General features: G+C 45.5%; 33 protein-coding genes and 1 other annotated feature. All 33 genes read right to left on the bottom strand.

The features are described from left to right. The 33 genes from rpmD to nusG all read right to left on the bottom strand — a co-directional run bounded on the left by rpmD (position 1) and on the right by nusG (position 25,777). Positions 1–186 carry a 50S ribosomal protein L30 gene (rpmD, locus tag WFI24_RS32780; RefSeq protein WP_017692092.1) on the bottom strand — a complete coding sequence of 62 codons (186 nt, stop codon included), beginning with the start codon at positions 184–186 and terminating at the stop codon, positions 1–3. 13 nt (positions 187–199) lie between these two features. Beyond that, on the bottom strand, positions 200–697 hold the full coding sequence (rpsE, locus tag WFI24_RS32775; protein ID WP_017692091.1) for a 30S ribosomal protein S5: 498 nt from the start codon (positions 695–697) through the stop codon (positions 200–202). Between the two features lie 27 nt (positions 698–724). Beyond that, positions 725–1,093: a 50S ribosomal protein L18 gene (gene rplR, locus WFI24_RS32770; RefSeq protein WP_017692090.1), complete on the bottom strand. Its 369-nt coding sequence runs from the start codon at positions 1,091–1,093 to the stop codon at positions 725–727. A gap of 117 nt (positions 1,094–1,210) precedes the next feature. After that, positions 1,211–1,753, bottom strand: a complete 543-nt coding sequence (gene rplF, locus WFI24_RS32765; protein ID WP_017692089.1) for a 50S ribosomal protein L6 — start codon at positions 1,751–1,753, stop codon at positions 1,211–1,213. Positions 1,754–1,783: 30 nt separating this feature from the next. Next, entirely contained in the window at positions 1,784–2,182 is a 399-nt protein-coding gene (rpsH, locus tag WFI24_RS32760) for a 30S ribosomal protein S8 (protein ID WP_017692088.1), read from the bottom strand. 32 nt (positions 2,183–2,214) lie between these two features. Further along, positions 2,215–2,400, bottom strand: coding sequence for a type Z 30S ribosomal protein S14 (locus WFI24_RS32755; protein ID WP_013312154.1), 186 nt, complete (start codon positions 2,398–2,400; stop codon positions 2,215–2,217). Between the two features lie 73 nt (positions 2,401–2,473). Further along, entirely contained in the window at positions 2,474–3,016 is a 543-nt protein-coding gene (rplE, locus tag WFI24_RS32750) for a 50S ribosomal protein L5 (protein ID WP_062836185.1), read from the bottom strand. 32 nt (positions 3,017–3,048) lie between these two features. After that, a complete protein-coding gene (gene rplX / locus WFI24_RS32745) occupies positions 3,049–3,402 on the bottom strand; it encodes a 50S ribosomal protein L24 (RefSeq protein ID WP_017692086.1) in 354 nt (117 codons plus the stop codon). Positions 3,403–3,441: 39 nt separating this feature from the next. Beyond that, on the bottom strand, positions 3,442–3,810 hold the full coding sequence (gene rplN, locus WFI24_RS32740; protein ID WP_017692085.1) for a 50S ribosomal protein L14: 369 nt from the start codon (positions 3,808–3,810) through the stop codon (positions 3,442–3,444). Between the two features lie 34 nt (positions 3,811–3,844). Then, positions 3,845–4,111, bottom strand: a complete 267-nt coding sequence (rpsQ, locus tag WFI24_RS32735; RefSeq protein WP_017692084.1) for a 30S ribosomal protein S17 — start codon at positions 4,109–4,111, stop codon at positions 3,845–3,847. Positions 4,112–4,159: 48 nt separating this feature from the next. Next, the gene (gene rpmC, locus WFI24_RS32730) at positions 4,160–4,357 is read right to left on the bottom strand and encodes a 50S ribosomal protein L29 (RefSeq protein WP_017692083.1); all 198 of its coding nucleotides are present in this window, start codon (positions 4,355–4,357) and stop codon (positions 4,160–4,162) included. Beyond that, positions 4,347–4,781, bottom strand: coding sequence for a 50S ribosomal protein L16 (gene rplP, locus WFI24_RS32725; protein ID WP_017692082.1), 435 nt, complete (start codon positions 4,779–4,781; stop codon positions 4,347–4,349). Before rplP ends, rpmC begins: the two co-directional genes overlap by 11 nt. 2 nt (positions 4,782–4,783) lie before the next feature. Next, positions 4,784–5,449 (bottom strand): 30S ribosomal protein S3, encoded by a 666-nt coding sequence (gene rpsC, locus WFI24_RS32720; RefSeq protein ID WP_076216858.1) that lies wholly within the window; start codon positions 5,447–5,449, stop codon positions 4,784–4,786. 15 nt (positions 5,450–5,464) lie between these two features. Then, a complete protein-coding gene (rplV, locus tag WFI24_RS32715) occupies positions 5,465–5,797 on the bottom strand; it encodes a 50S ribosomal protein L22 (protein ID WP_024633583.1) in 333 nt (110 codons plus the stop codon). Between the two features lie 36 nt (positions 5,798–5,833). Continuing rightward, a complete protein-coding gene (gene rpsS / locus WFI24_RS32710) occupies positions 5,834–6,112 on the bottom strand; it encodes a 30S ribosomal protein S19 (RefSeq protein ID WP_062836183.1) in 279 nt (92 codons plus the stop codon). A 71-nt stretch (positions 6,113–6,183) separates the two neighbouring features. Continuing rightward, the gene (gene rplB / locus WFI24_RS32705) at positions 6,184–7,014 is read right to left on the bottom strand and encodes a 50S ribosomal protein L2 (RefSeq protein ID WP_017692078.1); all 831 of its coding nucleotides are present in this window, start codon (positions 7,012–7,014) and stop codon (positions 6,184–6,186) included. Between the two features lie 30 nt (positions 7,015–7,044). Beyond that, positions 7,045–7,335, bottom strand: coding sequence for a 50S ribosomal protein L23 (gene rplW / locus WFI24_RS32700; RefSeq protein ID WP_017692077.1), 291 nt, complete (start codon positions 7,333–7,335; stop codon positions 7,045–7,047). After that, positions 7,335–7,958, bottom strand: a complete 624-nt coding sequence (rplD, locus tag WFI24_RS32695; RefSeq protein ID WP_017692076.1) for a 50S ribosomal protein L4 — start codon at positions 7,956–7,958, stop codon at positions 7,335–7,337. The genes rplW and rplD overlap by 1 nt, the downstream gene beginning before the upstream one ends. A gap of 25 nt (positions 7,959–7,983) precedes the next feature. Next, a complete protein-coding gene (gene rplC, locus WFI24_RS32690; protein WP_024633587.1) occupies positions 7,984–8,607 on the bottom strand; it encodes a 50S ribosomal protein L3 in 624 nt (207 codons plus the stop codon). A 46-nt stretch (positions 8,608–8,653) separates the two neighbouring features. Beyond that, a complete protein-coding gene (rpsJ, locus tag WFI24_RS32685; RefSeq protein ID WP_017692074.1) occupies positions 8,654–8,962 on the bottom strand; it encodes a 30S ribosomal protein S10 in 309 nt (102 codons plus the stop codon). A gap of 437 nt (positions 8,963–9,399) precedes the next feature. Beyond that, positions 9,400–10,590 carry an elongation factor Tu gene (gene tuf / locus WFI24_RS32680; RefSeq protein WP_062836181.1) on the bottom strand — a complete coding sequence of 397 codons (1,191 nt, stop codon included), beginning with the start codon at positions 10,588–10,590 and terminating at the stop codon, positions 9,400–9,402. 95 nt (positions 10,591–10,685) lie between these two features. Beyond that, on the bottom strand, positions 10,686–12,764 hold the full coding sequence (gene fusA / locus WFI24_RS32675) for an elongation factor G (protein WP_124118838.1): 2,079 nt from the start codon (positions 12,762–12,764) through the stop codon (positions 10,686–10,688). A 48-nt stretch (positions 12,765–12,812) separates the two neighbouring features. After that, on the bottom strand, positions 12,813–13,283 hold the full coding sequence (gene rpsG, locus WFI24_RS32670; RefSeq protein ID WP_018753997.1) for a 30S ribosomal protein S7: 471 nt from the start codon (positions 13,281–13,283) through the stop codon (positions 12,813–12,815). Between the two features lie 87 nt (positions 13,284–13,370). Beyond that, the gene (gene rpsL, locus WFI24_RS32665; protein WP_017692070.1) at positions 13,371–13,793 is read right to left on the bottom strand and encodes a 30S ribosomal protein S12; all 423 of its coding nucleotides are present in this window, start codon (positions 13,791–13,793) and stop codon (positions 13,371–13,373) included. A gap of 153 nt (positions 13,794–13,946) precedes the next feature. After that, the gene (locus WFI24_RS32660) at positions 13,947–14,195 is read right to left on the bottom strand and encodes a ribosomal L7Ae/L30e/S12e/Gadd45 family protein (protein WP_017692069.1); all 249 of its coding nucleotides are present in this window, start codon (positions 14,193–14,195) and stop codon (positions 13,947–13,949) included. Between the two features lie 207 nt (positions 14,196–14,402). Beyond that, positions 14,403–18,017, bottom strand: a complete 3,615-nt coding sequence (gene rpoC, locus WFI24_RS32655; RefSeq protein ID WP_145326571.1) for a DNA-directed RNA polymerase subunit beta' — start codon at positions 18,015–18,017, stop codon at positions 14,403–14,405. Positions 18,018–18,129: 112 nt separating this feature from the next. Continuing rightward, positions 18,130–21,675, bottom strand: a complete 3,546-nt coding sequence (gene rpoB, locus WFI24_RS32650) for a DNA-directed RNA polymerase subunit beta (RefSeq protein ID WP_145326572.1) — start codon at positions 21,673–21,675, stop codon at positions 18,130–18,132. A gap of 395 nt (positions 21,676–22,070) precedes the next feature. After that, positions 22,071–22,691 (bottom strand): class I SAM-dependent methyltransferase, encoded by a 621-nt coding sequence (locus tag WFI24_RS32645; RefSeq protein ID WP_336765981.1) that lies wholly within the window; start codon positions 22,689–22,691, stop codon positions 22,071–22,073. 96 nt (positions 22,692–22,787) lie between these two features. Beyond that, the gene (gene rplL / locus WFI24_RS32640; protein ID WP_145326574.1) at positions 22,788–23,147 is read right to left on the bottom strand and encodes a 50S ribosomal protein L7/L12; all 360 of its coding nucleotides are present in this window, start codon (positions 23,145–23,147) and stop codon (positions 22,788–22,790) included. Between the two features lie 73 nt (positions 23,148–23,220). Further along, complete coding sequence (rplJ, locus tag WFI24_RS32635; protein ID WP_017692064.1) at positions 23,221–23,724, bottom strand: 50S ribosomal protein L10; 504 nt, start codon at positions 23,722–23,724, stop codon at positions 23,221–23,223. 23 nt (positions 23,725–23,747) lie between these two features. After that, positions 23,748–23,895 (bottom strand) — a sequence feature (ribosomal protein L10 leader region). Between the two features lie 67 nt (positions 23,896–23,962). Then, positions 23,963–24,655 carry a 50S ribosomal protein L1 gene (rplA, locus tag WFI24_RS32630; protein ID WP_017692063.1) on the bottom strand — a complete coding sequence of 231 codons (693 nt, stop codon included), beginning with the start codon at positions 24,653–24,655 and terminating at the stop codon, positions 23,963–23,965. A gap of 94 nt (positions 24,656–24,749) precedes the next feature. After that, positions 24,750–25,175, bottom strand: a complete 426-nt coding sequence (gene rplK / locus WFI24_RS32625; protein ID WP_056697655.1) for a 50S ribosomal protein L11 — start codon at positions 25,173–25,175, stop codon at positions 24,750–24,752. A gap of 68 nt (positions 25,176–25,243) precedes the next feature. Then, a complete protein-coding gene (gene nusG, locus WFI24_RS32620) occupies positions 25,244–25,777 on the bottom strand; it encodes a transcription termination/antitermination protein NusG (protein WP_024633599.1) in 534 nt (177 codons plus the stop codon). Between the last annotated feature and the right edge of the window lie 6 nt (positions 25,778–25,783).

Genomic DNA, 25,783 nt, shown 5'->3' with positions numbered 1-25,783 from the left:
TTAAGCTTCTACTTCTTTAACAGCAACCAAGTGGCTTACTTTGTTAATCATACCACGAATGGCAGGATTATCGTTTTGAACCACTTTGCTATTGATTTTGCGCAAACCCAATGTTTTCACAGTTGTTCTTTGCGTCTCCGGACGTCCGATCAAGCTGCGGACGAGGGTAATTTCTAATTTCGCCATGAGAATTCCCTCCTTAACCCAGAAGCTCTTCGACGGATTTTCCGCGCAGTTTAGCCACGTCTTCAGCACGCTTCAAACGGGACAAACCTTCCAAAGTCGCATTGACCATGTTCATGGAATTCGAAGAACCCAGAGATTTTGTCAAAATGTCACCTACACCAGCAAGTTCGAGAACCGCACGTACAGGACCACCAGCGATAACACCAGTACCTTCAGATGCTGGTTTCAACAGCACACGTCCTGCGCCGAACTTACCTGTTACCAAGTGAGGAATCGATGTTCCTACGAGTGGAACGTGTACAAGGTTTTTCTTAGCGTCTTCAATACCTTTGCGAATTGCATCAGGTACTTCGCCCGCTTTACCGATACCAGCTCCAACCCAGCCGTTGCCGTCGCCGACTACAACCAGTGCGCTAAAGCTGAAACGGCGTCCGCCTTTTACTACTTTAGCTACGCGATTAATATTTACAACTCTTTCAGTCAGTTCCAAAGTATTCGGATCTACACGCAAGTCGTTAACCTCCTTTTGAAAAATATCTTAAAACTCAAGTCCTGCTTCACGAGCCGCTTCAGCCAAAGCTGCGATACGACCATGGTACAGATATCCGCTACGGTCAAATACGATGTTGGAAACACCTTTGTCTTTCGCACGTTTAGCAACGAGTTCGCCGACTTTACGAGCTGATTCAACAGATGCGCCATTTTTGATGTCAGTGCTCAATTCTTTGTCTACAGTAGACGCGGAAGCGATTGTTACACCAGCAACATCATCGATAATTTGAGCGTACATATGTTTACCAGAACGGAATACGTTCAAACGAGGACGTGCTGCCGTTCCTTGGATTTTCTTACGAACACGAAGGTGTCTTTTCAGACGAGCCTTGTTTTTATCTGGTTTCGTAATCATCTCAAAGATTCACTCCTTTCAGGTTACCTCGCTGGCTTCAAAGCAGAAGCCACGGGGTATATTAGAAACACACGAAGCAAGCAAGCCGAAAGCCGCGCAAAGGCGGTAAGAGAAATCTTATTTCTTCTTACCGGCTTTACCTTCCTTACGGATGATACGCTCGCCTTCATATTTAATACCTTTACCTTTGTACGGCTCAGGTTCACGAACGGAACGGATTTTAGCAGCGTAAGCACCTACACGCTCTTTATCGATTCCGCGAACGATGATTTTCGTATTCGAAGGTACTTCGAATTCGATTCCCGCTTCCGGTGTAATTTCAACCGGGTGAGAGTAGCCAACGTTCAGAACGATTTTATCTCCGGATTTGCTTGCACGATATCCGACCCCAACCAATTCCAGAGATTTTGCGAATCCTTCAGTAACGCCGCTCACCATATTGTTTACAACGCTACGCGTTGTGCCGTGCAAAGAACGGTGAGTTTTGTTATCGGAAGGACGCACAACTGTGATTTCGTTATTTTCAACTGTAACCTTCATGTCTTTATGAAGCTCACGAGTCAAAGTTCCTTTTGGTCCTTTTACCGTAATAACGGTGTTGTCCAGGGTGATGTCTACACCACTTGGTACTGTGATTGGTTTGCGACCAATACGAGACATATGTTGCACCTCCTATCTTGTGACGTTATATTACCAAACGTAGCAAACGACTTCTCCGCCGGATTTCGATTGACGAGCTTCTTTGTCCGTCATGATACCTTTAGATGTCGAGATGATCGCGATTCCCAGGCCACCAAGTACACGAGGTACTTCGTTGCTTTTCGTGTAAACACGAAGACCAGGTTTACTGATTCTTTTCAGACCAGTGATAACGCGCTCGTTATTTTGACCATATTTCAGGAAAACACGGATAATCCCTTGTTTGTTATCATCGATAACTTCAGCGTCACGGATGAAACCTTCACGCTTCAGGATATCGGCGATTTGTTTTTTCATTGTCGAAGCAGGCATTTCTACCGTTTCGTGACGAACAGTGTTCGCGTTACGAATACGAGTAAGCATATCTGCAATTGGATCAGACATAGTCATTGTGAGTTAACCTCCTTCCCGTTCAGGACTTTTTACCAGCTTGCTTTTTTCACGCCAGGGATCTGGCCTTTATAAGCTAATTCACGGAAACAAATTCTGCAAATTTTGAACTTTTGCAGGACCGAATGTGGACGTCCGCAACGCTCACAGCGTGTATATGCACGTACTTTAAACTTAGGTGTACGTTGTTGTTTAACTTTCATCGAAGTTTTTGCCACTTAGCCTGACACCTCCTAAATAATTTCGGAGAAAAGGGAGTCTTTCCAGACACCCGGAAACGTTATGCCAACATTACTTAACGAAAGGCATTCCCATTTGCGTGAGCAATTCGCGGGACTCTTCGTCTGTTTTCGCCGTTGTTACGATGACAATATCCATACCGCGGACTTTATCAACTTTATCATACTCGATCTCTGGGAAGATCAATTGTTCTTTCAGACCCAGTGTGTAGTTACCACGTCCGTCGAAAGCTTTGCTAGATACACCGCGGAAGTCGCGGACACGAGGAAGCGTAACGTTGAACAGTTTATCGAGGAAGAAGTACATACGCTCGCCGCGCAATGTTACTTTAACACCGATAGGCATATTCTCACGCAGTTTGAATCCTGCGATAGATTTTTTAGCACGAGTGATTACAGGTTTTTGACCTGCGATCAGTTGCAAATCGCTTACTGCGGAATCCAACACTTTGGAGTTTTGGACAGCGTCGCCCACACCCATGTTGATAACGATTTTCTCGATTTTCGGCACTTGCATTACCGTTGTATAGTTAAACTTCTGCATCAAAGCAGGAGCGATTTCTTGCAGGTAACGTTCTTTCATTCTTGATGCCATGAATCATAGCCCTCCTTTCTCATTCGGTTCAATTAGTCGATAATTTCTCCGGAACGTTTAGCAACGCGCACTTTCTTTCCGTTATCCAAAACTTTGTAACCTACACGGGTTACTTTTCCGCTCTTCGGATCGATGTGCATTACGTTGGAAACGTGAATCGGAGCTTCCTTCTCGATAATGCCGCCTTGCGGATTTTGCTGGTTAGGCTTCTGGTGTTTTTTCACCATGTTAACACCTTCCACAAGGACGCGGTTCTCACGAGGATAAGCAGCGATGACACGGCCTTTTTTACCTTTGTCTTTACCGCTGATCACCATAACCGTATCTTCCTTTTTAACGTGAAGTTTGTTGTTATGGGATTCCAGAACTTTTTTCACTCTTGGCATTTCGTACACCTCCTGTTTCTAACATCACGAGATTAAGCTTTAGATAACTTCTGGAGCCAAGGAAACGATTTTCATGAAGTCTTTATCGCGAAGTTCGCGAGCAACTGGTCCGAAAATACGTGTTCCACGTGGGCTTCTGTCGTCTTTTACAACAACCGCTGCATTTTCATCAAAACCGATGTAGGAACCGTCTTTACGACGTACAGAACGTTTCGTACGAACGACAACCGCTCTAACTACATCACCTTTTTTGACAACGCCGCCTGGTGTTGCTTGTTTAACAGAACAAACGATCAGATCACCGATTTGAGCTGTACGACGTCCCGTACCGCCGAGTACGCGGATACACATCAGTTCCTTCGCACCGGAGTTGTCAGCCACAGTCAAACGTGTAAATGGTTGAATCATTTAGTATTCCTCCTTTCAGCAGTGCTGCTGAGCATTAGATGATAACCGCTTTTTCTACGATTTCAGTAAGTCTCCAGCGTTTATCTTTCGAAAGCGGACGAGTCTCCATGATTTTCACCGTGTCACCGATTTTCGCAGTGTTTTCTTCGTCATGTGCTTTGAATTTTTTAGTAACCTTAATGCGTTTATGGTACAAGTTGTGTTTTTTGTAAGTTTCTACAGCAACAACAATTGTTTTGTCCATTTTATCGCTGACCACTTTACCAGTTTGCACTTTACGTGCGTTACGTTCTTCGCTCATTGTTGGCCTCCTTCCTGATTACGGACGGATTGTACATCCTATCCCTAATTAACCGATTCCCAATTCTCTCTCACGGATAATGGTTTTAGCACGAGCTATTTCTTTCCGCACATCACGGATGCGAGTCGGGTTATCCAGCTGACCGGTAGCTAATTGAAAGCGGAGGTTAAAGAGTTCTTCTTTAAATCCGGCAATCTTTTGCTCGATTTCAGCAGAGGTTAGGTTGCGAAATTCACTAGCTTTCATTTGCTTCACCACCCAATTCTTCACGTTTCACGAACTTCGTTTTGATTGGCAGTTTGTGAGCGGCAAGACGCATTGCTTCGCGTGCAATTTCCTCCGGTACACCAGCAAGTTCAAACATGATCTTACCTGGTTTCACTACTGCAACCCATTTTTCTACGTTACCTTTACCGCTACCCATCCGAACCTCGAGAGGCTTTTGAGTGATTGGTTTGTCTGGGAAGATTTTGATCCAAACTTTACCACCACGTTTGATGTAACGAGTCATCGCAATACGAGCCGCTTCGATCTGACGGTTCGTAATCCAAGCCGGTTCCGTAGCTTGCAGACCGTATTCGCCAAAGTTCAGAGTCGTTCCGCCTTTAGCTTGGCCTTTCATATGTCCACGTTGTTGCTTACGGTGTTTTACGCGTTTTGGTACCAACATGATTAGTTGCCTCCTTCCTTAGCAGCTTGTTTCTTAGCCGTAGGAAGAACCTCTCCACGATAGATCCATACTTTTACGCCGATACGTCCGTAAGTAGTATGAGCCTCTGCTGTACCATAGTCAATGTCAGCACGCAGTGTGTGCAGTGGAACAGTTCCTTCGCTGTAGCCTTCAGAACGTGCGATCTCAGCACCGCCAAGACGTCCGCCTACTTGAGTTTTGATACCTTTAGCACCAGAGCGCATAGTTCTTTGAATTGCTTGTTTCAGAGCACGACGGAAAGAAACGCGACGTTCCAATTGTTGTGCAATGCTTTCAGCTACAAGAACAGCGTCCAGGTCTTGGTTTTTAATTTCAGAAATGTTGATGTGTACTTTTTTACCGCCAGCAATTTTCGTAATTTGGTTACGAAGATTTTCAACTTCCGAACCACCCTTACCAATAACCATACCTGGTTTAGCAGTGTGAATCGTTACGTTTACGCGGTTAGCCGCTCTCTCAATTTCTACACGAGATAAAGCGGAGTCTTTCAATTTATTTTTCAGGAATTCACGAATTCTCACGTCTTCCATCAAAAGATCACCGAAGTCTTTGCCTGCATACCACTTAGATTCCCAGTCACGGATAATTCCGACACGGAGTCCGACTGGATTTACCTTTTGGCCCACACATTTCCCCTCCTTCTACTTCTCAGATACCACCAAAGTGATGTGGCTAGTACGTTTGTTAATACGACTTGCACGTCCCATTGCACGAGGGCGGAAACGTTTCATTGTCGGTCCTTGGTTCACGTAAGCTTGCGAGATAACCAAGTTATTAACATCCAAAGAATAGTTATGTTCCGCATTCGCAATAGCGGAGTTAAGCAACTTCTCAACGATAGGAGAAGCGGATTTCGGAGTGTGACGGAGAATGGCAACCGCCTCACCTACTTGCTTGCCGCGAATCAAGTCAACAACGAGTTGAACTTTACGAGGAGCAATCCGGATAAACTTAGCATGTGCTTTTGCTTCCATTGTGTAACCTCCTCTCAAACATTAAAAGATGTTCATTTATCTTCTTGTTTTCTTATCATCATCAGTATGGCCTTTGTACGTACGGGTTGGAGCGAACTCACCCAGTTTGTGTCCGACCATGTCCTCAGTTACATACACTGGCACGTGTTTACGACCATCGTAAACGCCAAATGTGTGTCCGATGAATTGCGGGAAAATTGTAGAACGACGGGACCAGGTTTTGATTACGTTCTTCTTACCTGAAGCTTCCATCTCTTCTACCTTTTTGAGCATGTAGCCATCAATGAATGGCCCTTTTTTCAAACTGCGACCCATGTGGAGATCCTCCCTTCAAACGTAGCTATTATGCATCCGCAGATGCCTCACGAAGTTATGCACAATGTGTATTACTTCGTGCGGCGGCGAATGATGTATTTATCAGAAGCTTTATTTTTCTTACGCGTTTTGTAACCAAGAGTAGGTTTACCCCATGGTGACATTGGCGATTTACGTCCGATTGGAGCACGACCTTCACCACCACCGTGTGGGTGATCGTTAGGGTTCATTACTACACCACGAACCTCTGGACGTTTACCCAACCAACGGCTACGACCGGCTTTACCGATTTTGATGAGCTCGTGGTCTTGGTTACCAACAGATCCGATTGTCGCGCGGCAAACTTTCAAAATACGACGAACTTCTCCGGAAGAGAGACGAACGGAAACGTATTTTTCTTCTTTACCAAGCAATTGAGCTTCTGTACCAGCAGCACGAACCAATTGTCCGCCTTTACCTGGTTTCAACTCGATGTTGTGGATAACGGTACCTACTGGAATGTTTTCGAGTGGCAGTGCGTTACCGATTTTGATGTCTGATTCAGGTCCGGAGAATACTTGATCTCCAACTTTCAAACCTTTAGGAGCGATGATATAACGTTTCTCACCATCAGCATAGTGAATCAGAGCGATGTTAGATGTACGGTTCGGGTCATACTCAATCGTAGCAACGCGGCCCGGTATTCCATCTTTAGTACGTTTGAAGTCGATGATACGGTATTTACGTTTGTGTCCACCACCATGGTGACGAACTGTAATTTTACCTTGGTTGTTGCGGCCTGCTTGTTTGCTCAGTGGGGCCAACAACGATTTCTCCGGCTGATTTGTGGTGATTTCCTCAAATGTAGAAACGGACATGTTCCGTCTTGCCGGGGATGTTGGTTTATACTTTTTAATTGGCACTGGGTTTCCCTCCTTACTTCAAAAATTCAATTATACAGTTTCAAAGAACTCAAGCGTTTTGCTGTCTTTTGTCAGCGTTACAAACGCTTTTTTCCATTCGCTAGTATATCCGGAATAACGTCCGTACCGTTTTGGCTTAGCTGGAACACGAAGCGTGTTCACGTTTTTCACTTTTACATTGAAAATAGCTTCTACTGCCTTTTTGATCTCGGTTTTGTTTGCACGGATATCGACTTCAAATACATATTTCAAGTCGTTCATCATGTCAGCAGTACGTTCCGTAATAATCGGACGTTTTACAATATCACGAGGATCCTTCATTACGCGAGCACCTCCTCTACCTTCTGAACTGCTTCTTTCGTAATGATCAATTTGTCGTGCGAAAGCACGTCAAGAACATTAATGCCGTCAGCAGCTACGAATTTCACGCCTGGAATATTCCGTGCGGAAAGAGCTACATTATCATCATAGCTAGGAGCTACGATCAAAGCTTTACGTCCCACTTTGAGGTTACTCAAGATGGCTGCGAATTCTTTAGTTTTAGGTGTGCTCAACGTGAGAGCGTCCAAAACGATAATGTCATTGTCAAGCACTTTGGATGAAAGGGCTGATTTGATCGCCAAACGGCGAACTTTCTTAGGCAGTTTATACGCATAGCTCCGTGGTGTTGGACCAAATACGATACCGCCGCCTTTCCATTGTGGTGAACGAATTGAACCTTGACGAGCGCGACCTGTACCTTTTTGTTTCCAAGGCTTACGTCCACCGCCACGTACTTCAGAACGTCCTTTTACTTTGTGGGTACCTTGACGAAGGGAAGCGCGTTGCATAAGAACTGCATCGTACAGAACGTGTTGGTTCGGTTCAATTCCGAAAACCGCATCGTTCAATTCAACTTCGCCTACTTGGCTACCATCTACATTGTAAACTGATACTTTTGGCATTTTGTGTTCCTCCTTTCTTCAGTGGTTATTTTTTCACCGTTTCTTTAACTTTAATGAGACTGTTTTTCGGTCCAGGAATGGATCCTTTCACGAGCAACACGTTACGCTCAGCGTCTACTTTAACTACTTCAAGACGTTGGATTGTAACAGTATCATGTCCCATGTGTCCTGGCAGGCGTTTGCCTTTAGGAACGCGGTTAGCTTGGATCGAACCCATTGAACCTGGGCCACGGTGGTAACGCGAACCGTGTGACATAGGTCCAGTGCTTTGTCCCCAACGTTTGATAACGCCGGCAAAACCTTTACCTTTAGAAATACCCGTTACATCAACGAATTCGCCTTCAGCGAAAATGTCAGCTTTCAGTTCTTGGCCAACTTCATATTCTGCGATGTTGATACCGCGAACTTCACGAACGTAGCGCTTAGGGGCAGTGTTCGCTTTTTTAGCGTGACCTGCTTCTGGCTTGTTAGCGTTTTTCTCTTTCTTATCGGAGTAACCGATTTGAATTGCTTCGTAGCCATCATTCTCAATGTCTTTCTTTTGCAAAACAACACAAGGGCCTGCTTCGATAACCGTTACTGGTACAACGTTACCCTCAGGTGTAAATACTTGAGTCATTCCGAGTTTTTTTCCTAAGATTGCTTTCATGTTGACACCTCTTTTCCTTTATACATGGTCTTTGTTGTAGCTTATATTACAATTTAATTTCGATATCTACACCGGACGGCAGATCCAAGCGCATCAAGGCATCCACAGTTTGTGGAGTCGGGTTAACGATGTCGATCAAACGCTTATGTGTGCGTTGTTCGAATTGCTCCCGAGAATCCTTGTACTTGTGCACCGCACGAAGAATAGTAATGATTTGTTTTTCAGTAGGAAGCGGAATCGGACCGGATACACCTGCACCCGAACGTTTTGCTGTTTCAACAATTTTCTCCGCGGATTGATCAAGAATTCTGTGGTCGTAAGCTTTCAAACGAATACGAATTTTTTGCTTTGCCATTTTAGTCCCTCCTTCTATCGCCCAATTTTTTATCGGACATACTCCGTGAAAATTTTCTAGCCACTGTCCCATGGCAAAGGGGCCGGGTGTGCCAGTAACCTCTCACATCATCGCAACGTCACAGAACAACATTTATTATTATATAGAAAAGATGGCCGTATTGCAAGCATATTTAAGAAAAACATTTAAACTTATCTTTTCTGATGAAATGACTTCGTTTACTGCAGTGTTTATCTTCAATATCCAGGCTGCCTAGCCAATCCTTCTAAACTCGTAAATGATGTTCCTTTCGCATGACGCAGGTTCCGAAACTTTACACATAATAAAAGAGTTCTTTATCCGATGTCGGATAAAGAACTCTTCCGAAGCTTCGTTACAATACACTGTTACTCGTTCCAGTACACTGTTGCATATGCTTTATTCAGCGTTAAGCCAAATTATTTTTGGATAGATGCTACGGAACCGGCACCTACTGTACGTCCGCCTTCACGAATGGAGAACTTAGTTCCTTCTTCAATCGCGATTGGGGAGATCAGGGAAACAGTAACAGTGATGTTATCACCAGGCATTACCATTTCAGTACCTTCAGGCAAGTTGATGATGCCTGTTACGTCAGTTGTACGGAAGTAGAACTGTGGACGGTAACCAGTGAAGAATGGCTTGTGACGTCCGCCCTCTTCTTTAGTCAGAACGTAGATTTGAGCTGTGAATTCTGTGTGTGGCTTAACAGAACCCGGTTTAGCCAATACTTGGCCACGCTCGATGTTGTTACGGTCAACACCACGAAGAAGTGCTCCGATGTTGTCACCAGCTTGAGCGGAATCCAGCAATTTGCGGAACATCTCAACGCCTGTTACAACAGATTTTTTAGTTTCTTCAGTGATACCAACGATTTCGATCTCTTCGCCGACTTTAACAGTACCACGCTCTACGCGGCCAGTAGCAACAGTACCACGACCAGTGATGGAGAATACGTCCTCGACAGGCATCAAGAAAGGCTTGTCAGTTTGACGCTCAGGCAGTGGGATGTAAGTGTCGATCTCTTTGAACATCTCAACGATTTTTTGAGCCCACTCACCATCAGGGTTAGCCAATGCTTCACGAGCGGATCCACGAGTGATTGGAGTATCGTCACCTGGGAACTCATATTCGTTAAGAAGGTCGCGAACTTCCATCTCAACCAATTCCAACAACTCTTCGTCTTCAACCATGTCACATTTGTTCAAGAATACAACAATGTAAGGTACGCCTACTTGACGGGAGAGCAAGATGTGCTCACGAGTTTGTGGCATTGGGCCGTCAGCTGCGGATACTACCAAGATAGCTCCGTCCATTTGTGCCGCGCCAGTGATCATGTTTTTAACATAGTCGGCGTGACCTGGGCAGTCTACGTGAGCGTAGTGACGAGTGTCAGTTTCGTACTCAACGTGTGCTGTGGAGATAGTGATACCGCGCTCGCGCTCTTCTGGAGCTTTGTCGATTTGGTCGAATGCTACAGCAGCACCACCGTAAGTTTTGGACAATACAGTTGTGATTGCAGCAGTCAGAGTTGTTTTACCGTGATCGACGTGACCGATAGTACCGATGTTAACGTGGGGTTTATTACGTTCGTATTTAGCCTTTGCCATTTGAACGTGGCCTCCTTAAAATTATAATTTTATGTTTTCACTGAATGAAGTGCTCCGAATTAAATTCTTATGCACTTACATCCAGTGTGAGAAAACTACTCGGTGCCTTTTGTTTTGGCAACGATTTCTTCAGCGATGCTCTTAGGAACTTCTTCATAGTGAGAGAGTTCCATGGAGAATACGCCGCGTCCTTGAGTACCGGAACGAAGAGTTGTAGAGTAACCAAACATTTCAGACAAAGGTACCTTAGCACGGATGATTTGAGCTCCACTACGGGAATCCATACCTTCGATGCGGCCACGACGGGAATTCAACATACCCATTACGTCACCCATGTACTCTTCTGGAACTGTTACTTCTACTTTCATGATTGGCTCAAGCAGAACTGGTTTACACTTGTCTTTTGCTGCTTTCAGCGCCATAGATCCGGCAATTTTAAACGCCATCTCATTGGAATCGACATCATGGTAAGATCCGTCTACGATTGTAGCCTTAACGTCTACAAGCGGGAAGCCTGCGATAACGCCGTTTTTCATTTGCTCTTCAATCCCTGACAGTGCAGGTTGAATGTATTCTCTTGGAACGGAACCACCGACAACCTTACTTTCGAACTGGCTGCCTGTACCCGGCTCGAGAGGTTCGAACTCAACCCATACGTGACCGTATTGACCACGACCACCGGATTGACGTACGAATTTACCTTCAACGCGCGCTGGAGCACGGAATGTTTCACGGTAAGCTACTTGTGGTTTACCCACAGTAGTTTCAACCTTGAACTCACGACGCATACGATCGATGATGATATCAAGGTGAAGCTCACCCATACCTGCCAAGATTGTTTGACCTGTTTCTTCGTCAGTATGAGCTCGAAGAGTTGGATCCTCTTCAGTCAACTTACCGAGAGCAACACCCATTTTATCTTGGTCAGCTTTGGTTTTAGGTTCAACGGCGATTTCGATAACCGGATCAGGGAAGTTCATTGACTCCAGGATAACCGGATTTTTCTCATCACATAGTGTATCACCTGTACCCGTATCTTTCAAACCTACGGCAGCTGCAATATCACCGGAGTAAACTTCAGTGATCTCTTGACGGCTGTTCGCATGCATTTGAAGGATACGACCGATACGCTCACGTTTGTTTTTAGTAGCATTCAATACATAAGAACCGGATTGAAGAACACCGGAGTATACGCGGAAGAATGTCAATTTACCAACGTAAGGGTCAGTCATGATTTTGAATGCCAATGCGGAGAATGGCTCTTCATCAGAGGACTTACGAACTGCTTCAGTTCCATCTTCAAGATGACCAGTGATTGATGGTACATCTGTTGGAGCTGGCAAGTAGTCGATAACAGCGTCCAACATCAGTTGAACACCTTTGTTACGGTATGAGGATCCACAGATAACTGGGAAGATCTTAACATCTACAACACCTTTACGGAGTACCGATTTGATCTCATCAATTGTGATCTCTTCGCCTTCCAGGTATTTCATTGTCAAATCTTCGTCCAGTTCAGCAACGCGCTCAATCAACTCGTTGCGAAGTTCTTCAACTTGATCTGCAAATTCTGCAGGAATGTCGGTTTCTTCGATATCTTGTCCAAGATCATCTTTATACATATGAGCTCTTTGTGCAACGATATCGATGATACCTTTGAAATCATTTTCAGCGCCGATTGGAAGTTGAATCGCAACAGCGTTCGCTTGAAGGCGATCACGCATGTCAGATACAACGTTCAGGAAGTCAGCACCGATGATATCCATTTTGTTTACATATGCGATACGAGGTACGCCGTACTTGTCAGCCTGTCTCCATACGGTTTCCGACTGAGGCTCAACGCCTTCTTTCGCACTGAATACACCAACTGCTCCGTCCAATACACGAAGGGAACGTTCAACTTCAACAGTGAAGTCAACGTGTCCCGGGGTATCAATAATATTAACGCGGTGGCCTTTCCAAGCAGCGGTAGTTGCAGCGGAAGTAATCGTAATTCCGCGCTCCTGTTCCTGTTCCATCCAGTCCATTGTCGCAGCGCCTTCGTGTACTTCACCGATTTTGTGCGTACGTCCTGTGTAGAACAAGATCCGCTCAGTTGTCGTGGTTTTACCCGCATCAATATGAGCCATGATCCCGATATTACGTGTATTTTTCAAGGAGAACTCTCTAGCCATGAAATGGGTCTCCCTTCAAAATTGAAGTTTTTTATTGTGAACTGAATCCTACCAACGGTAGTGAGCAAACGCTTTGTTCGCTTCAGCCATTTTGTGCGTATCTTCACGTTTTTTAACGGAAGCGCCTGTGTTGTTGGAAGCGTCGATGATCTCAGCCGCCAAACGCTCTTCCATTGTTTTCTCACCGCGGTTGCGGGAGTAGTTCACGAGCCAACGTAGTCCCAGAGCAGTACGTCTCTCTGGTTTTACCTCGATTGGTACTTGGTAGTTGGCACCGCCGACACGGCGAGCTTTAACTTCCAGGACTGGCATGATATTCTTGATAGCTGCTTCAAATACTTCCATCGGGTCATTACCCGTACGTTCTTGAATCAACTTGAACGCATTATACAGAATGCTTTGAGCAACACCGCGTTTTCCGTCGAGCATGATGCGATTGATCAAACGAGTAACCAACTTGCTGTTGTATACCGGATCAGGCAACACGTCTCTTTTCGTAACTGGACCTTTGCGTGGCATGGATATCCCCCTTTCTTTCTTGTTCAGCAGATCCTGTACCTTCCAGACTTAGGCCAGAAGGCATTCAGGCTTACTGCTTATAATGGTTTAGGCTTTTTTAGCTTTTGGACGCTTCGCACCGTATTTCGAACGAGCTTGCATACGGTTGTTCACGCCTGCAGTATCGAGAGCTCCACGAACGATGTGATAACGAACTCCTGCAAGGTCTTTAACTTTACCTCCGCGGATCAATACCACACTGTGCTCTTGAAGGTTATGTCCGATTCCCGGGATATAAGCAGTTACCTCGAGACGGTTCGTCAAACGAACACGGGCATACTTACGAAGTGCAGAGTTTGGTTTACGTGGAGTCATTGTACCTACACGAGTGCAGACACCACGTTTTTGTGGGGCACTGATGTTAGTAGATTCACGTTTCAAAGCGTTGAATCCTTTTTGCAAAGCTGGAGATTTTGACTTCTCAACTTTTGCTTGACGTCCTTTACGAACCAGTTGGTTAATAGTTGGCATGTGATTGCCACCCCCTTCCTCAAATATTCATGTTTCTTTATAAACCTCTTTTCGCTAAGTCCACAGACCCAGGCGGTTCATAAAAAGACAAATGAAAAGTTTTTGCCTTGGAGAATCCCTAAAAGTTCTCGGACAAAAACGTTCCTTACACTATCATTTTACGACAGCAGCCATAGCTGCTCCCACTCCAATCCCGCAAGCCTTGCCGAGATTTTTCATTGTATCCACTTTCGTGCATTTCACATTGTGTTGTTCACACAGTGCAATGATTTTGGAAGTGAGCTGCGGATCACTATCTTCTGCGACATAGACTTCGGAAGCCATACCTGTCTGCACCATCCGCATGGTCTGTTTGGTACCAATTTTGACATGAGCATCTTGCAAGGCTTTTTCATTAGACATTGTGCATTCCTCCGAATATAAACCATGTACAATCAGCTGCCCACGCACCTTTGATATATTAGCATCTAGCGCAAGCAATGTCAATGCTAATCCTAAAACATTTTTTCAAAAGTTTTCGTACATCAGGAATCGTCCGCCTGTATTATACAAGCGTCCGCCTCCTGACGTACAAAACTTTCATTCTACTCATGTAGAGGAGAAATCTATTTAATCAACGGAAACTGGCTCGAGTTCTTCTACTGAAGATTGGCCATCTTCTGGCTCAGCAAATTTGATGCTGCGGTAACGGTGCATACCTGTACCTGCAGGAATCAATTTACCGATGATTACATTTTCCTTCAGACCGAGCAACTGATCGACTTTACCTTTGATCGCTGCATCTGTCAGTACACGTGTAGTTTCTTGGAACGAAGCCGCCGAGAGGAAGGAGTCTGTTTCCAGGGATGCTTTTGTAATACCGAGCAAGATTGGTTTTGCAACCGCTGGCTCTTTATCACTAAGAATCGCAATTTTGTTAGCTCTTTCGTACTCATGCGTATCTACGAACGATCCTGGCAGCAACGTTGTATCCCCTGCATCTACGATGCGGATTTTACGCAGCATTTGACGGATCATAACTTCAACGTGCTTATCATTGATTTCTACGCCTTGGTTACGGTATACGCGCTGTACTTCCTGCAAAATGTAGTTTTGTACGCCACGTACGCCTTTAATGCGCAGCATTTCTTTTGGATCGATAGAACCGTCTGTCAACTCGTCACCCGCTTCAATTTCCATGCCTTCGCTTACGCGCACACGGGAACCGTAGGTAACGGAGTATACTTTAGATTCCGCTTCACCTTGAATTTCAATTTCACGACGATCTTTCGCTTCGCGAATCTCTTTAACTACACCATCAATCTCACTGATTGTTGCTTGACCCTTAGGATTACGAGCTTCAAACAACTCTTGGATACGCGGCAAACCTTGCGTAATATCGTCTCCGGCTACACCGCCGGTATGGAACGTACGCATTGTAAGCTGTGTTCCTGGCTCACCAATGGATTGTGCTGCAATAATCCCAACTGCTTCACCGATCTCCACGTGTTTACCTGTCGCAAGGTTGCGACCGTAACACTTCTTGCAGACACCATGACTTGCACGGCAGCTGAGTACGGAGCGAATTTGCAATTTGGTGATTCCCGCTTTGATGATCGCCTCTGCTTTATCGGAGTCAATCAATTCATTGCGACCTGCAATGATTTCTTTCGTTTCCGGATGACGAACTGTCTCGAAGCAATATCTGCCTTCAATACGGTCGTAGAGATCTTCAATAACCTCTTTACCATCCTGGATACGACTTACCGTAAAGCCTTTATCTGTACCACAATCATCATCACGCACAATTACGTCTTGGGCTACGTCTACGAGACGACGAGTCAGGTAACCTGAATCGGCTGTACGCAGGGCTGTATCCGCCAAACCTTTACGCGCTCCGTGAGTGGAGATAAAGTACTCGAGTACCGTCAGACCTTCACGGAAGTTCGATTTGATTGGGAGTTCGATAATACGACCGGATGGGTTGGCCATCAGACCACGCATACCGCCCAATTGGGTGATTTGCGATTTGTTACCCCGTGCTTTGGAGTCTACCATCATCATGATCGAGTTGTATCGATCCATGGATTTCATCAAAATCTCCGTGATGTCATCTTTGGATTTTGACCAGATATCAATGATACGGTCATAGCGCTCTTCATTCGTAATCAGACCACGACGGTACTGGTTCGTAACGATTTGTGCCTTTTCCTCAGACTGTCTAAGAATTTCAAACTTCTCAGGCGGAACGATAACATCAGAAACCGCAACCGTAATACCGGCACGAGTAGAATATGTGAATCCGAGTTGTTTGATTTTATCCAAAATAACGGCTGTTTCCGTTGTGTGATAAATTTCAAAACAACGTGCAATGATGGATCCCAGATATTCTTTGCCGACACCGCCAGCCAGAGGAGCATTCATAATAGCTTCTCTGAGATCAGCACCTTTTTCATATACAAATGAGTGATCTGCAGTACCTTGGTACAGGTTCGCACGAGTCGCGTCATTGATATACGGGAAGCTTGCCGGGAAAATTTCGTTAAAGATAATTTTACCAATCGTTGTCAGCAACATTCCTTCTTGCTGTTCATCCGTGAAGCTTGTTTTACCAAGCGCCTTAACCGGAATAGCCACACGCGCATGCAGACCAGCAGTACCACGTTGGTATGCCGATACAGCTTCGTTAACTGTACGCAAGATCATACCTGTGCCCTTTTCTTCCTTGTTGTCCATAGTGAGGTAATAAGAACCAAGCACCATATCCTGGGAAGGAGTAACAACCGGTTTACCGTCTTTCGGGTTCAAAATGTTACCTGATGCGAGCATCAGGATACGTGCTTCCGCTTGAGCTTCAGCGGACAACGGAACGTGCACGGCCATTTGGTCACCGTCAAAGTCGGCATTGTATGCTGTACATACGAGTGGGTGAAGACGAATTGCTTTACCTTCAACGAGAATCGGTTCAAATGCTTGAATACCGAGTCTGTGAAGCGTAGGGGCACGGTTCAACAGAACCGGATGCTCCTTGATTACTTCTTCAAGAACATCCCATACTTCAGGACTTACACGCTCAACTTTACGTTTTGCGCTCTTGATGTTGTGGGCAAGGCCTTTATTAACGAGCTCTTTCATAACGAAAGGCTTGAACAGTTCCAGTGCCATATCTTTTGGCAGACCACACTGATACATTTTCAGGTAAGGTCCGACAACGATAACGGAACGACCAGAATAGTCAACCCGTTTACCGAGCAAGTTCTGACGGAAACGTCCTTGTTTACCTTTCAGCATGTGGCTGAGGGATTTCAAAGGACGGTTACCAGGACCCGTTACCGGGCGTCCGCGACGACCATTATCGATCAATGCGTCAACAGCTTCCTGCAACATCCGTTTTTCATTTTGTACGATAATATCTGGCGCGCCCAGATCAAGCAGACGTTTCAGACGGTTGTTCCGGTTAATTACACGGCGATACAAGTCATTCAGGTCAGACGTTGCAAAACGTCCACCATCCAGCTGTACCATTGGACGAAGTTCCGGCGGGATAACAGGAAGTACATCCATAATCATCCACTCTGGCTTGTTGCCGGAGTTGCGGAATGCTTCGATAACTTCCAGACGTTTGATTGCACGATTACGACGTTGCCCTTGCGCAGTCCGGAGCTCTTCTTTCAGGAACTCGAGCTCTTTGTCTATGTCAAGGTCTTGAAGCAATTTTTTAACCGCTTCTGCGCCCATGCCAGCCTGGAAACCATAGCCGTATTTTTCACGGTAGCTGCGGTATTCTTTCTCGGACAACAGCTGTTTTTTCTCCAGTGGAGTTTCTCCTGGATCAGTTACAACATATGATGCAAAATAAATAATCTCTTCGAGTGATCTTGGAGACATATCCAGCGCAAGACCCATACGGCTCGGAATACCTTTGAAGTACCAGATATGCGATACCGGAGCAGCGAGCTCAATATGGCCCATCCGTTCGCGGCGTACTTTCGCACGTGTTACTTCAACGCCACAACGATCACAGACAACGCCTTTATAACGGACGCGTTTGTATTTACCGCAATGACATTCCCAGTCTTTTGTAGGGCCAAAAATCTTTTCGCAGAACAGCCCTTCTTTTTCCGGTTTCAACGTACGATAGTTGATCGTTTCCGGTTTTTTCACTTCTCCGCGGGACCAAGAACGAATTTTCTCTGGGGAAGCAAGCCCGATCTTCATGTATTCGAAATTGTTGACGTCCAACAAGGAGCAACCCTCCTTAACCAATTCCTGTATTCTAGGTTACGCCCTCTCCGGCCGAAGCCGGAGCAAGACGCGAGCCTGATGAAAAACGCCGGTCATCATGCGCTCGAAGCGGTTATTCCGCTCCGACCTCTGTACCCTCAAGGTTGAGGCTGAGCTTATCGCTCGCAGCGTCATCTTCATCGTCCATTTCTCTCATTTCAATCTCTTGCTCATCTTCACTCAAAATCTTAACGTCCATACCCAAGCTTTGCAGCTCTTTGATCAATACTTTGAATGACTCAGGAACGCCTGGTTCCGGAACATTCTCGCCTTTGACGATGGATTCATACGTTTTAACCCGACCAACTACATCATCGGACTTAACAGTCAAGATTTCTTGCAGTGTATAAGCAGCACCGTATGCCTCAAGCGCCCATACTTCCATCTCCCCGAAACGCTGTCCACCGAATTGGGCTTTACCACCCAATGGCTGTTGCGTAACAAGTGAGTAAGGACCCGTGGAACGGGCATGGATTTTATCATCAACCATGTGTGCCAATTTGATCATGTGCATGACACCCACAGTAACTTCACGTTCGAACTCTTCACCTGTACGACCATCATACAGGACGGTTTTACCATTACGTTGCATACCTGCTTCTTCCATCGTATCGAAGACATCATACTCCTTCGCTCCGTCGAATACAGGTGTTGCTACGTGAATACCCAGTTGCATCGCGGCCATACCCAAGTGAACCTCGAGTACTTGACCGATGTTCATCCGGGAAGGTACGCCCAGTGGGTTAAGAACGATCTGAACCGGTGTACCGTCTGGCAGGAAAGGCATATCTTCTTCCGGCAAGATCCGGGCCACGACCCCTTTGTTACCGTGACGTCCGGCCATTTTATCACCCTCGGAAATTTTCCGTTTTTGAGCGATATATACACGAACGAGCTGGTTAACACCTGGAGGCAGCTCATCACCGTTTTCACGGGTAAATACTTTCACGTCTACTACGATACCATCAGTACCATGTGGTACACGCAAGGAAGTATCACGTACTTCACGTGCTTTCTCACCAAAGATCGCATGCAAGAGACGTTCTTCTGCAGTCAGCTCTGTTACACCCTTAGGTGTTACTTTACCAACAAGAATGTCGCCAGCGCTAATCTCAGCACCGATGCGGATAATACCGCGCTCATCCAAGTTACGCAACGCTTCTTCCCCAACGTTAGGGATGTCACGTGTGATCTCTTCAGGTCCGAGTTTGGTATCACGTGCTTCTGACTCATACTCTTCGATATGGATGGATGTGTATACATCTTCCTTAACGAGTTTCTCACTGAGCAAGATCGCATCCTCGTAGTTGTAACCTTCCCAAGTCATGAAGGCAACAACGACGTTACGTCCCAGAGCCAATTCACCCATTTCCGTTGAAGGACCATCAGCGAGGATATCGCCAGCTTTGACAGCGGCTCCTCTTTTGACAATCGGACGTTGGTTAATGCATGTTCCTTGGTTCGAACGCATAAATTTGTGTAATTTATATTTAACGATATCGCCTTTGACTTCCTGACCATCCACTTCTTCAACACGACGGAGCCAAATTTCGTTCGCAGAAGAACGTTCAATAATTCCGTCATAATCGGAGACAATACATACACCAGAATCTTTTGCAGCTTTGTGCTCCATACCTGTTCCTACAAGTGGTGCTTTAGGAATCAAGAGTGGAACGGCCTGCCGCTGCATGTTGGATCCCATGAGTGCACGGTTGGAGTCATCGTTCTCAAGGAACGGGATCAGCGCTGTAGCGACGGATACAACCTGTTTAGGAGATACGTCCATGTAGTCAACTCGCTCACTCGGCATCGTAAGGATGTTATCCGACTGTTTGTTGTAACGTACAATGATCGCTTCTTCTTCAAACGTACCGTCTTCGTTCAACTTCGCATTCGCTTGCGCGATGACATAGTTGTCCTCTTCGTCCGCTGTCAGGTAATCAATTTGCTCGGTTACAATACCTGTCTTCGGATCAACCCAACGATATGGAGCTTCAATGAAGCCATATTCATTCACACGGGCAAACGTAGACAAGGAGTTGATCAAACCGATGTTTGGTCCCTCTGGAGTCTCGATTGGACACATCCGGCCATAGTGGGATGGATGGACGTCACGCACTTCCATACCTGCGCGTTCACGCGTCAAACCACCGGGTCCGAGTGCGGACAAACGACGTTTATGTGTCAACTCACCCAGTGGGTTCGTTTGATCCATAAACTGTGACAATTGGGAGCTACCAAAGAACTCTTTAATCGATGCAATAACAGGACGTATGTTGATCAATGCCTGTGGTGTAATTACGTTAGCATCCTGAATGGACATTCTCTCACGAACCACACGCTCCATACGGGACAAACCGATACGGAACTGGTTCTGCAGGAGTTCACCCACCGAACGCAAACGACGGTTACCCAGATGGTCAATATCATCCGTGCTACCAATTCCCTGCAGAAGGTTAAGGAAATAACTGATGGACGAAATAATATCCGCCGGCGTCACGTTTTTAACGGACTTGTCAATGATTCCATTGGCAATCAGTTTGACTACTTTACCATCTTCTGTTGGTGAGAACACATCAATCGTTTGCATAGGGATATCATTGGCATCCAAAACGCCGTTACCCACGTGATACGTGCGGAACCCAACGCTTTTCTCAAGATACGGCATGATCTCATCCAACAAGCGACGATCAACCATTTGACCTGCTTCAGCGATAATTTCACCTGTTTCAGCGTCCACAAGTGACTCAGCCAAACGCTGGTTAAACAAACGGTTTTTGATGTGAAGCTTCTTGTTCATTTTGTAACGACCTACATTAGCCAGGTCATAACGTTTTGGATCAAAGAAACGCGCTACGAGCAAGCTTTTCGCATTATCAAGCGTTGGCGGCTCGCCCGGACGAAGACGCTCATAGATCTCAATGAGTGCTTTCTCCGTGGAATCCGTGTTGTCTTTGTCCAGTGTGTTGCGGATATATTCGTCATTACCGAGCAGATCCAGAATCTCAGCATCTGTGCCAAAACCAAGTGAACGCAGGAGAACCGTAACTGGTATTTTACGTGTACGGTCGATCCGGACGTAAACAACATCCTTCGCGTCCATCTCCAGTTCCAGCCAAGCGCCGCGGTTAGGAATAACTGTAGCGGTATACGTTTTTTTGGCGTTTTTATCTACTTTGGTACTGAAGTAAACGCTAGGAGAGCGAACCAACTGGCTGACAATAACCCGTTCCGCACCATTAATAATAAATGTGCCCGTGTTGGTCATCAGCGGGAAATCTCCCATGAATACTTCCTGCTCTTTGACTTCGCCGGTTTCCTTATTAATGAGCCGGACTTTGACCCGAAGCGGTGCTGCATAAGTAACGTCACGCTCTTTCGCGTCGTCTACTGTATACTTCGGTTCACCGAGACTGTAATCGATAAATTCCAAAATCAAGTTACCTGTAAAATCCTGGATCGGCGAGATATCCTGGAACATTTCGCGCAACCCTTCCTCCAAAAACCAATCATAGGATTTTTGTTGGATCTCGATCAGGTTCGGAACTTCGAGTATCTCGTTAATTCGTGCATAACTGCGCCGAGTGCGTCGACCATATTGAACAAGATGTCCTGCCAACTTAAACTCACCCCTCAATGTCTACTCACTTTAAAAATTTCGTTGCGAACCTCTGTTTGTAACCTTATAATGGTACACATACAGAGCAAAGCAATGCATCCACAAATAAAGAAAAGCCCTTACTCGAAATGTCGTTCGAAAAAAGAGCAACTTTGATCGGCGGATGTCTTTCCAAATCATTCTTATCCCCAGTTTGCCCAAAATGTACATATTATACGCCAAACTTAGGCATAATAAGCCCGTTCGGCGTAAAAAAAAGGTTGACATTTTTAGTTAGCTAAAGCCAAGTAGGGCATCTTAATACTGACATTTTACAATAATACCACGACCTGAATTTCAAGTCAATAGTCCTATTGCAAAAAAAATGATCGCCTGCTTACTTTACAAACTCGGATTTAGCTTCTAGTAGATGCTTCTTCCGCTTTCACCGCTTTAAAAATCCGATAGCCTTTATCCTTCGTCACTTCTTCCACTCGTCCAAACAAAGATTCCAATTTCGCTTTCGCTGATGGGGCACCTTGCTTCTTCTGAATGACAATCCATAACGAACCGCCTACCTTCAAATGACGATGTGCCTGTTCGAAAATAGCATGAACCGTTTCTTTCCCAGCCCGTATAGGTGGATTGGTCAGTACAACGTCAAAATCTTGCTTTTTCACTTCAGTCAGTAGATTACTTTGCAATACTGTAACATTGCTGATTCCGTTCGCTTTTGCATTTTCCTTGGAAAGCTCAACAGCTCTCTCGTTGATATCGATCATGGTGACATGCCCATCCGGTACAAGCTTGGCTGCTGTAAGACCCATCGGGCCATACCCGCAACCCACATCGAGAACATGAGCTCCGGGTGGCAACTCTATCGCATCAATCAATACTCTGCTACCATAATCGATTCCGTTTTTGGAAAATACACCGGCGTCAGTCACGAGTCGCAGACTGAATCCGCGAAGAACCGCTTCAGTTGCTTTGCGATCATGCGCTACTTGCGGTTTGTCCGAATAATAGTGATTGGACATGTCATCACTCACTTTCCATTTACAATTACAGCAACAAACCCCTTGATATAAGTCAAGGGGTTTGTTGTTTTGTTCATCTAGCTTGTAAAAGCTAAATTATTTAACTTCGATTGTAGCGCCAGCTTCTTCAAGCTTAGCTTTAACCGCTTCTGCTTCTTCTTTAGCAACTTTTTCTTTCAGTGCTTTTGGAGCGTTGTCAACCAGTTCTTTTGCTTCTTTCAGGCCAAGACCTGTGATTTCGCGAACTGCTTTGATAACGTTGATTTTGGAAGCACCAGCGCTAGTCAAGATTACGTCGAACTCGGATTGCTCAGCTTCAGCAGAAGCTACTGCACCTGCAGCAGCTACTGGAGCTGCAGCAGTTACGCCGAATTCTTCTTCGATTGCTTTAACAAGATCGTTCAATTCCAGTACAGTCATGCCTTTGATTGCTTCCAAGATTTGCTCTTTACTCATGAGTGAACCTCCATATATAATATTATTTTTTTTAAATTCATTTGCCACCTAAGCGGCGTTCAGATCAAGTTGCTTACGCGCCTTGTTCTTCTTTCTCTGCAACTGCTTTAACCGCAAGCGCGAAGTTGCGCACTGGCGCTTGAAGCACGCTGAGGAGCATGGAGAGGAGTCCATCGCGGGATGGCAATTCTGCCAACGCCTTAACTTCTTCTACTCCGATTACGCGACCTTCTACGACTGCACCTTTCAATTCCAGTGCATCGTTCTTTTTCGCGAAGTCGTTCAGAATTTTAGCTGGAGCCACAACGTCATCTACGCTGAATGCAATTGCAGTAGGACCTGTAAGAACACTATCGAGTTCTGTCAGTTCTGCTGCTGCAGCTGCACGGCGAAGCAACGAGTTTTTCAGCACTTGGAATTCGATCCCTGCTTCACGAAGTTGCTTACGCAACTCAGTTACTTGGGCAACGTTCAATCCGCGATAGTCAACAACAACAGTTGTAACGCTCTCGCGCAATTTTGCTGTTACTGCATCAACGGACTCTTGTTTTGCTTGAATCACTTTTGCGTTTGCCAATCTGTACACCTCCTGATCAAATTTATCCCATTAAGAAAAGCCTCCGTAGATTCACGAAGGCTTGATATATACTCACAACCGATTTGCATCGTTCTAAGTTCTATAATCACACCTCGGCAGGAAATTAAGCCAAATGGCACCTACTGTCTACGGTAAGCATATTCAAATGTCAACGGTCAGTCACTCGGACTCACAACTTTTATATCTTATCAAAACAGGTCAACCCTGTCAAGAACTATTATCTAAAAGCTGCTGCGTTCACGCGTGCGCCAGGGCCCATCGTGGAAGAAAGACTAACATTCTTCAGATAAACACCTTTTGCTGCCGCCGGTTTAGCACGATTCAGAGCTTCCATGAGAGCTTTAAAGTTCTCATTCAGTTGCTCAGAAGAGAAAGAAGCTTTACCGATCGGTGCATGAATTTGACCTGCACGATCCAGACGATATTCGATTTTACCGGCTTTAATTTCTTGAACAGCCTTAGTTACATCGAAAGTTACCGTTCCGGCTTTAGGGTTAGGCATCAGACCTTTACCGCCTAGCAGTCGGCCCAATTTACCTACTTCACTCATCATATCTGGTGTCGCTACGCAGACGTCGAATTCGAACCAGCCTTGTTGGATTTTGTTGATCATGTCTGCATCACCAACATAGTCCGCGCCAGCCGCTTCCGCTTCTTTCGCTTTGTCACCTTTTGCAAATACCAATACGCGTTGTGTTTTACCTGTGCCGTGTGGCAAGACAACAACACCACGTACAGCCTGGTCTTGCTTACGAGGGTCTACACCCAAACGAACTGCTGCTTCGATTGTTTCATCGAATTTTGCAGTAGCTGCCTTTTTCACAAGCTCTACAGCTTCTGAAGGCTCGTAAGTTGCTTCGCTGTCAATCAGCTTAGCAGCTTCCAGGTATTTTTTACCGTGTTTAGCCATGTTTTATTCCTCCTTTGTGGTGTTAGCGGATATACCTCCCACATCAACCGGTCGCGAATCGACCGGTTTTACGAAGCCATGTTTCTTATGAAAATTAGTCTTCGATGGTGATACCCATGCTGCGGGCAGTACCTTCGACCATACGCATAGCAGACTCAACGTCAGCTGCATTCAGGTCAGGCATTTTTTGTTCTGCGATTTGACGAACCGCATCACGTTTAACAGTAGCAACTTTTTTCTTGTTCGGTTCGCCGGATCCTTTTTCAACTTTAGCTGCCACTTTCAACAGAACTGCTGCTGGTGGAGTTTTAGTGATGAAAGTAAAGGAACGGTCCTCGAATACAGAAATTTCAACTGGAATAATCAATCCCGCTTGATCAGCTGTACGAGCGTTGAATTCTTTACAGAATGCCATGATGTTGACACCTGCTTGACCCAAAGCTGGACCTACTGGTGGTGCTGGGTTTGCTTTACCTGCTGGAATCTGCAGTTTTACCATTTTAATAACTTTTTTCGCCATGATTGACACCTCCTTGCAAAATAGTGGTTAACGGGTTTTTCAACCCTCCCACAAGAAACTTGAAGAGACTATATCTTCTCCACTTGCGTGTATTCCAACTCAAGCGGCGTTTCCCGTCCAAACATGTTCACGTGCACTTTCAACTTGCTTTTGTCTACCAAAATTTCTTCCACGGAGCCTACAAAATTCGCAAAAGGACCGACTTTAATACGTACGGATTCCTTAATATCGAACTCAATTTTCGGCTTAGGTTCAACCATACCCATGTGCTTCAGAATTTGTTCCACTTCTTCAGGCAACAAGGCAGTTGGTTTGGACCCAGAACCTGTCGAACCGACAAATCCTGTAACACCTGGTGTGTTGCGAACAACATACCAAGAATCATCCGTCTGTACCATTTCCACCAAGACATAACCGGGATAAACTTTACGCATAACGGTTTTTTTCTTACCGTCCTTGTTTACCACTTCTTCTTCCATAGGAACAAGAACGCGGAATATCTTGTCTTCCATGCCCATAGACTCTACGCGTTTTTCCAAATTGGCTTTGACCTTATTCTCATACCCTGAATAGGTATGAACGACGTACCATCTTTTTTCCATATCAAG

The organism is Paenibacillus sp. USHLN196 (genome assembly GCF_037144955.1).
Taxonomy (GTDB): Bacteria; Bacillota; Bacilli; order Paenibacillales; family Paenibacillaceae; genus Paenibacillus; species Paenibacillus xylanexedens_C.
The sequence above is the reverse complement of the archived record's forward strand: the minus strand, read 5'-3'. Positions and strand labels throughout refer to the sequence as shown.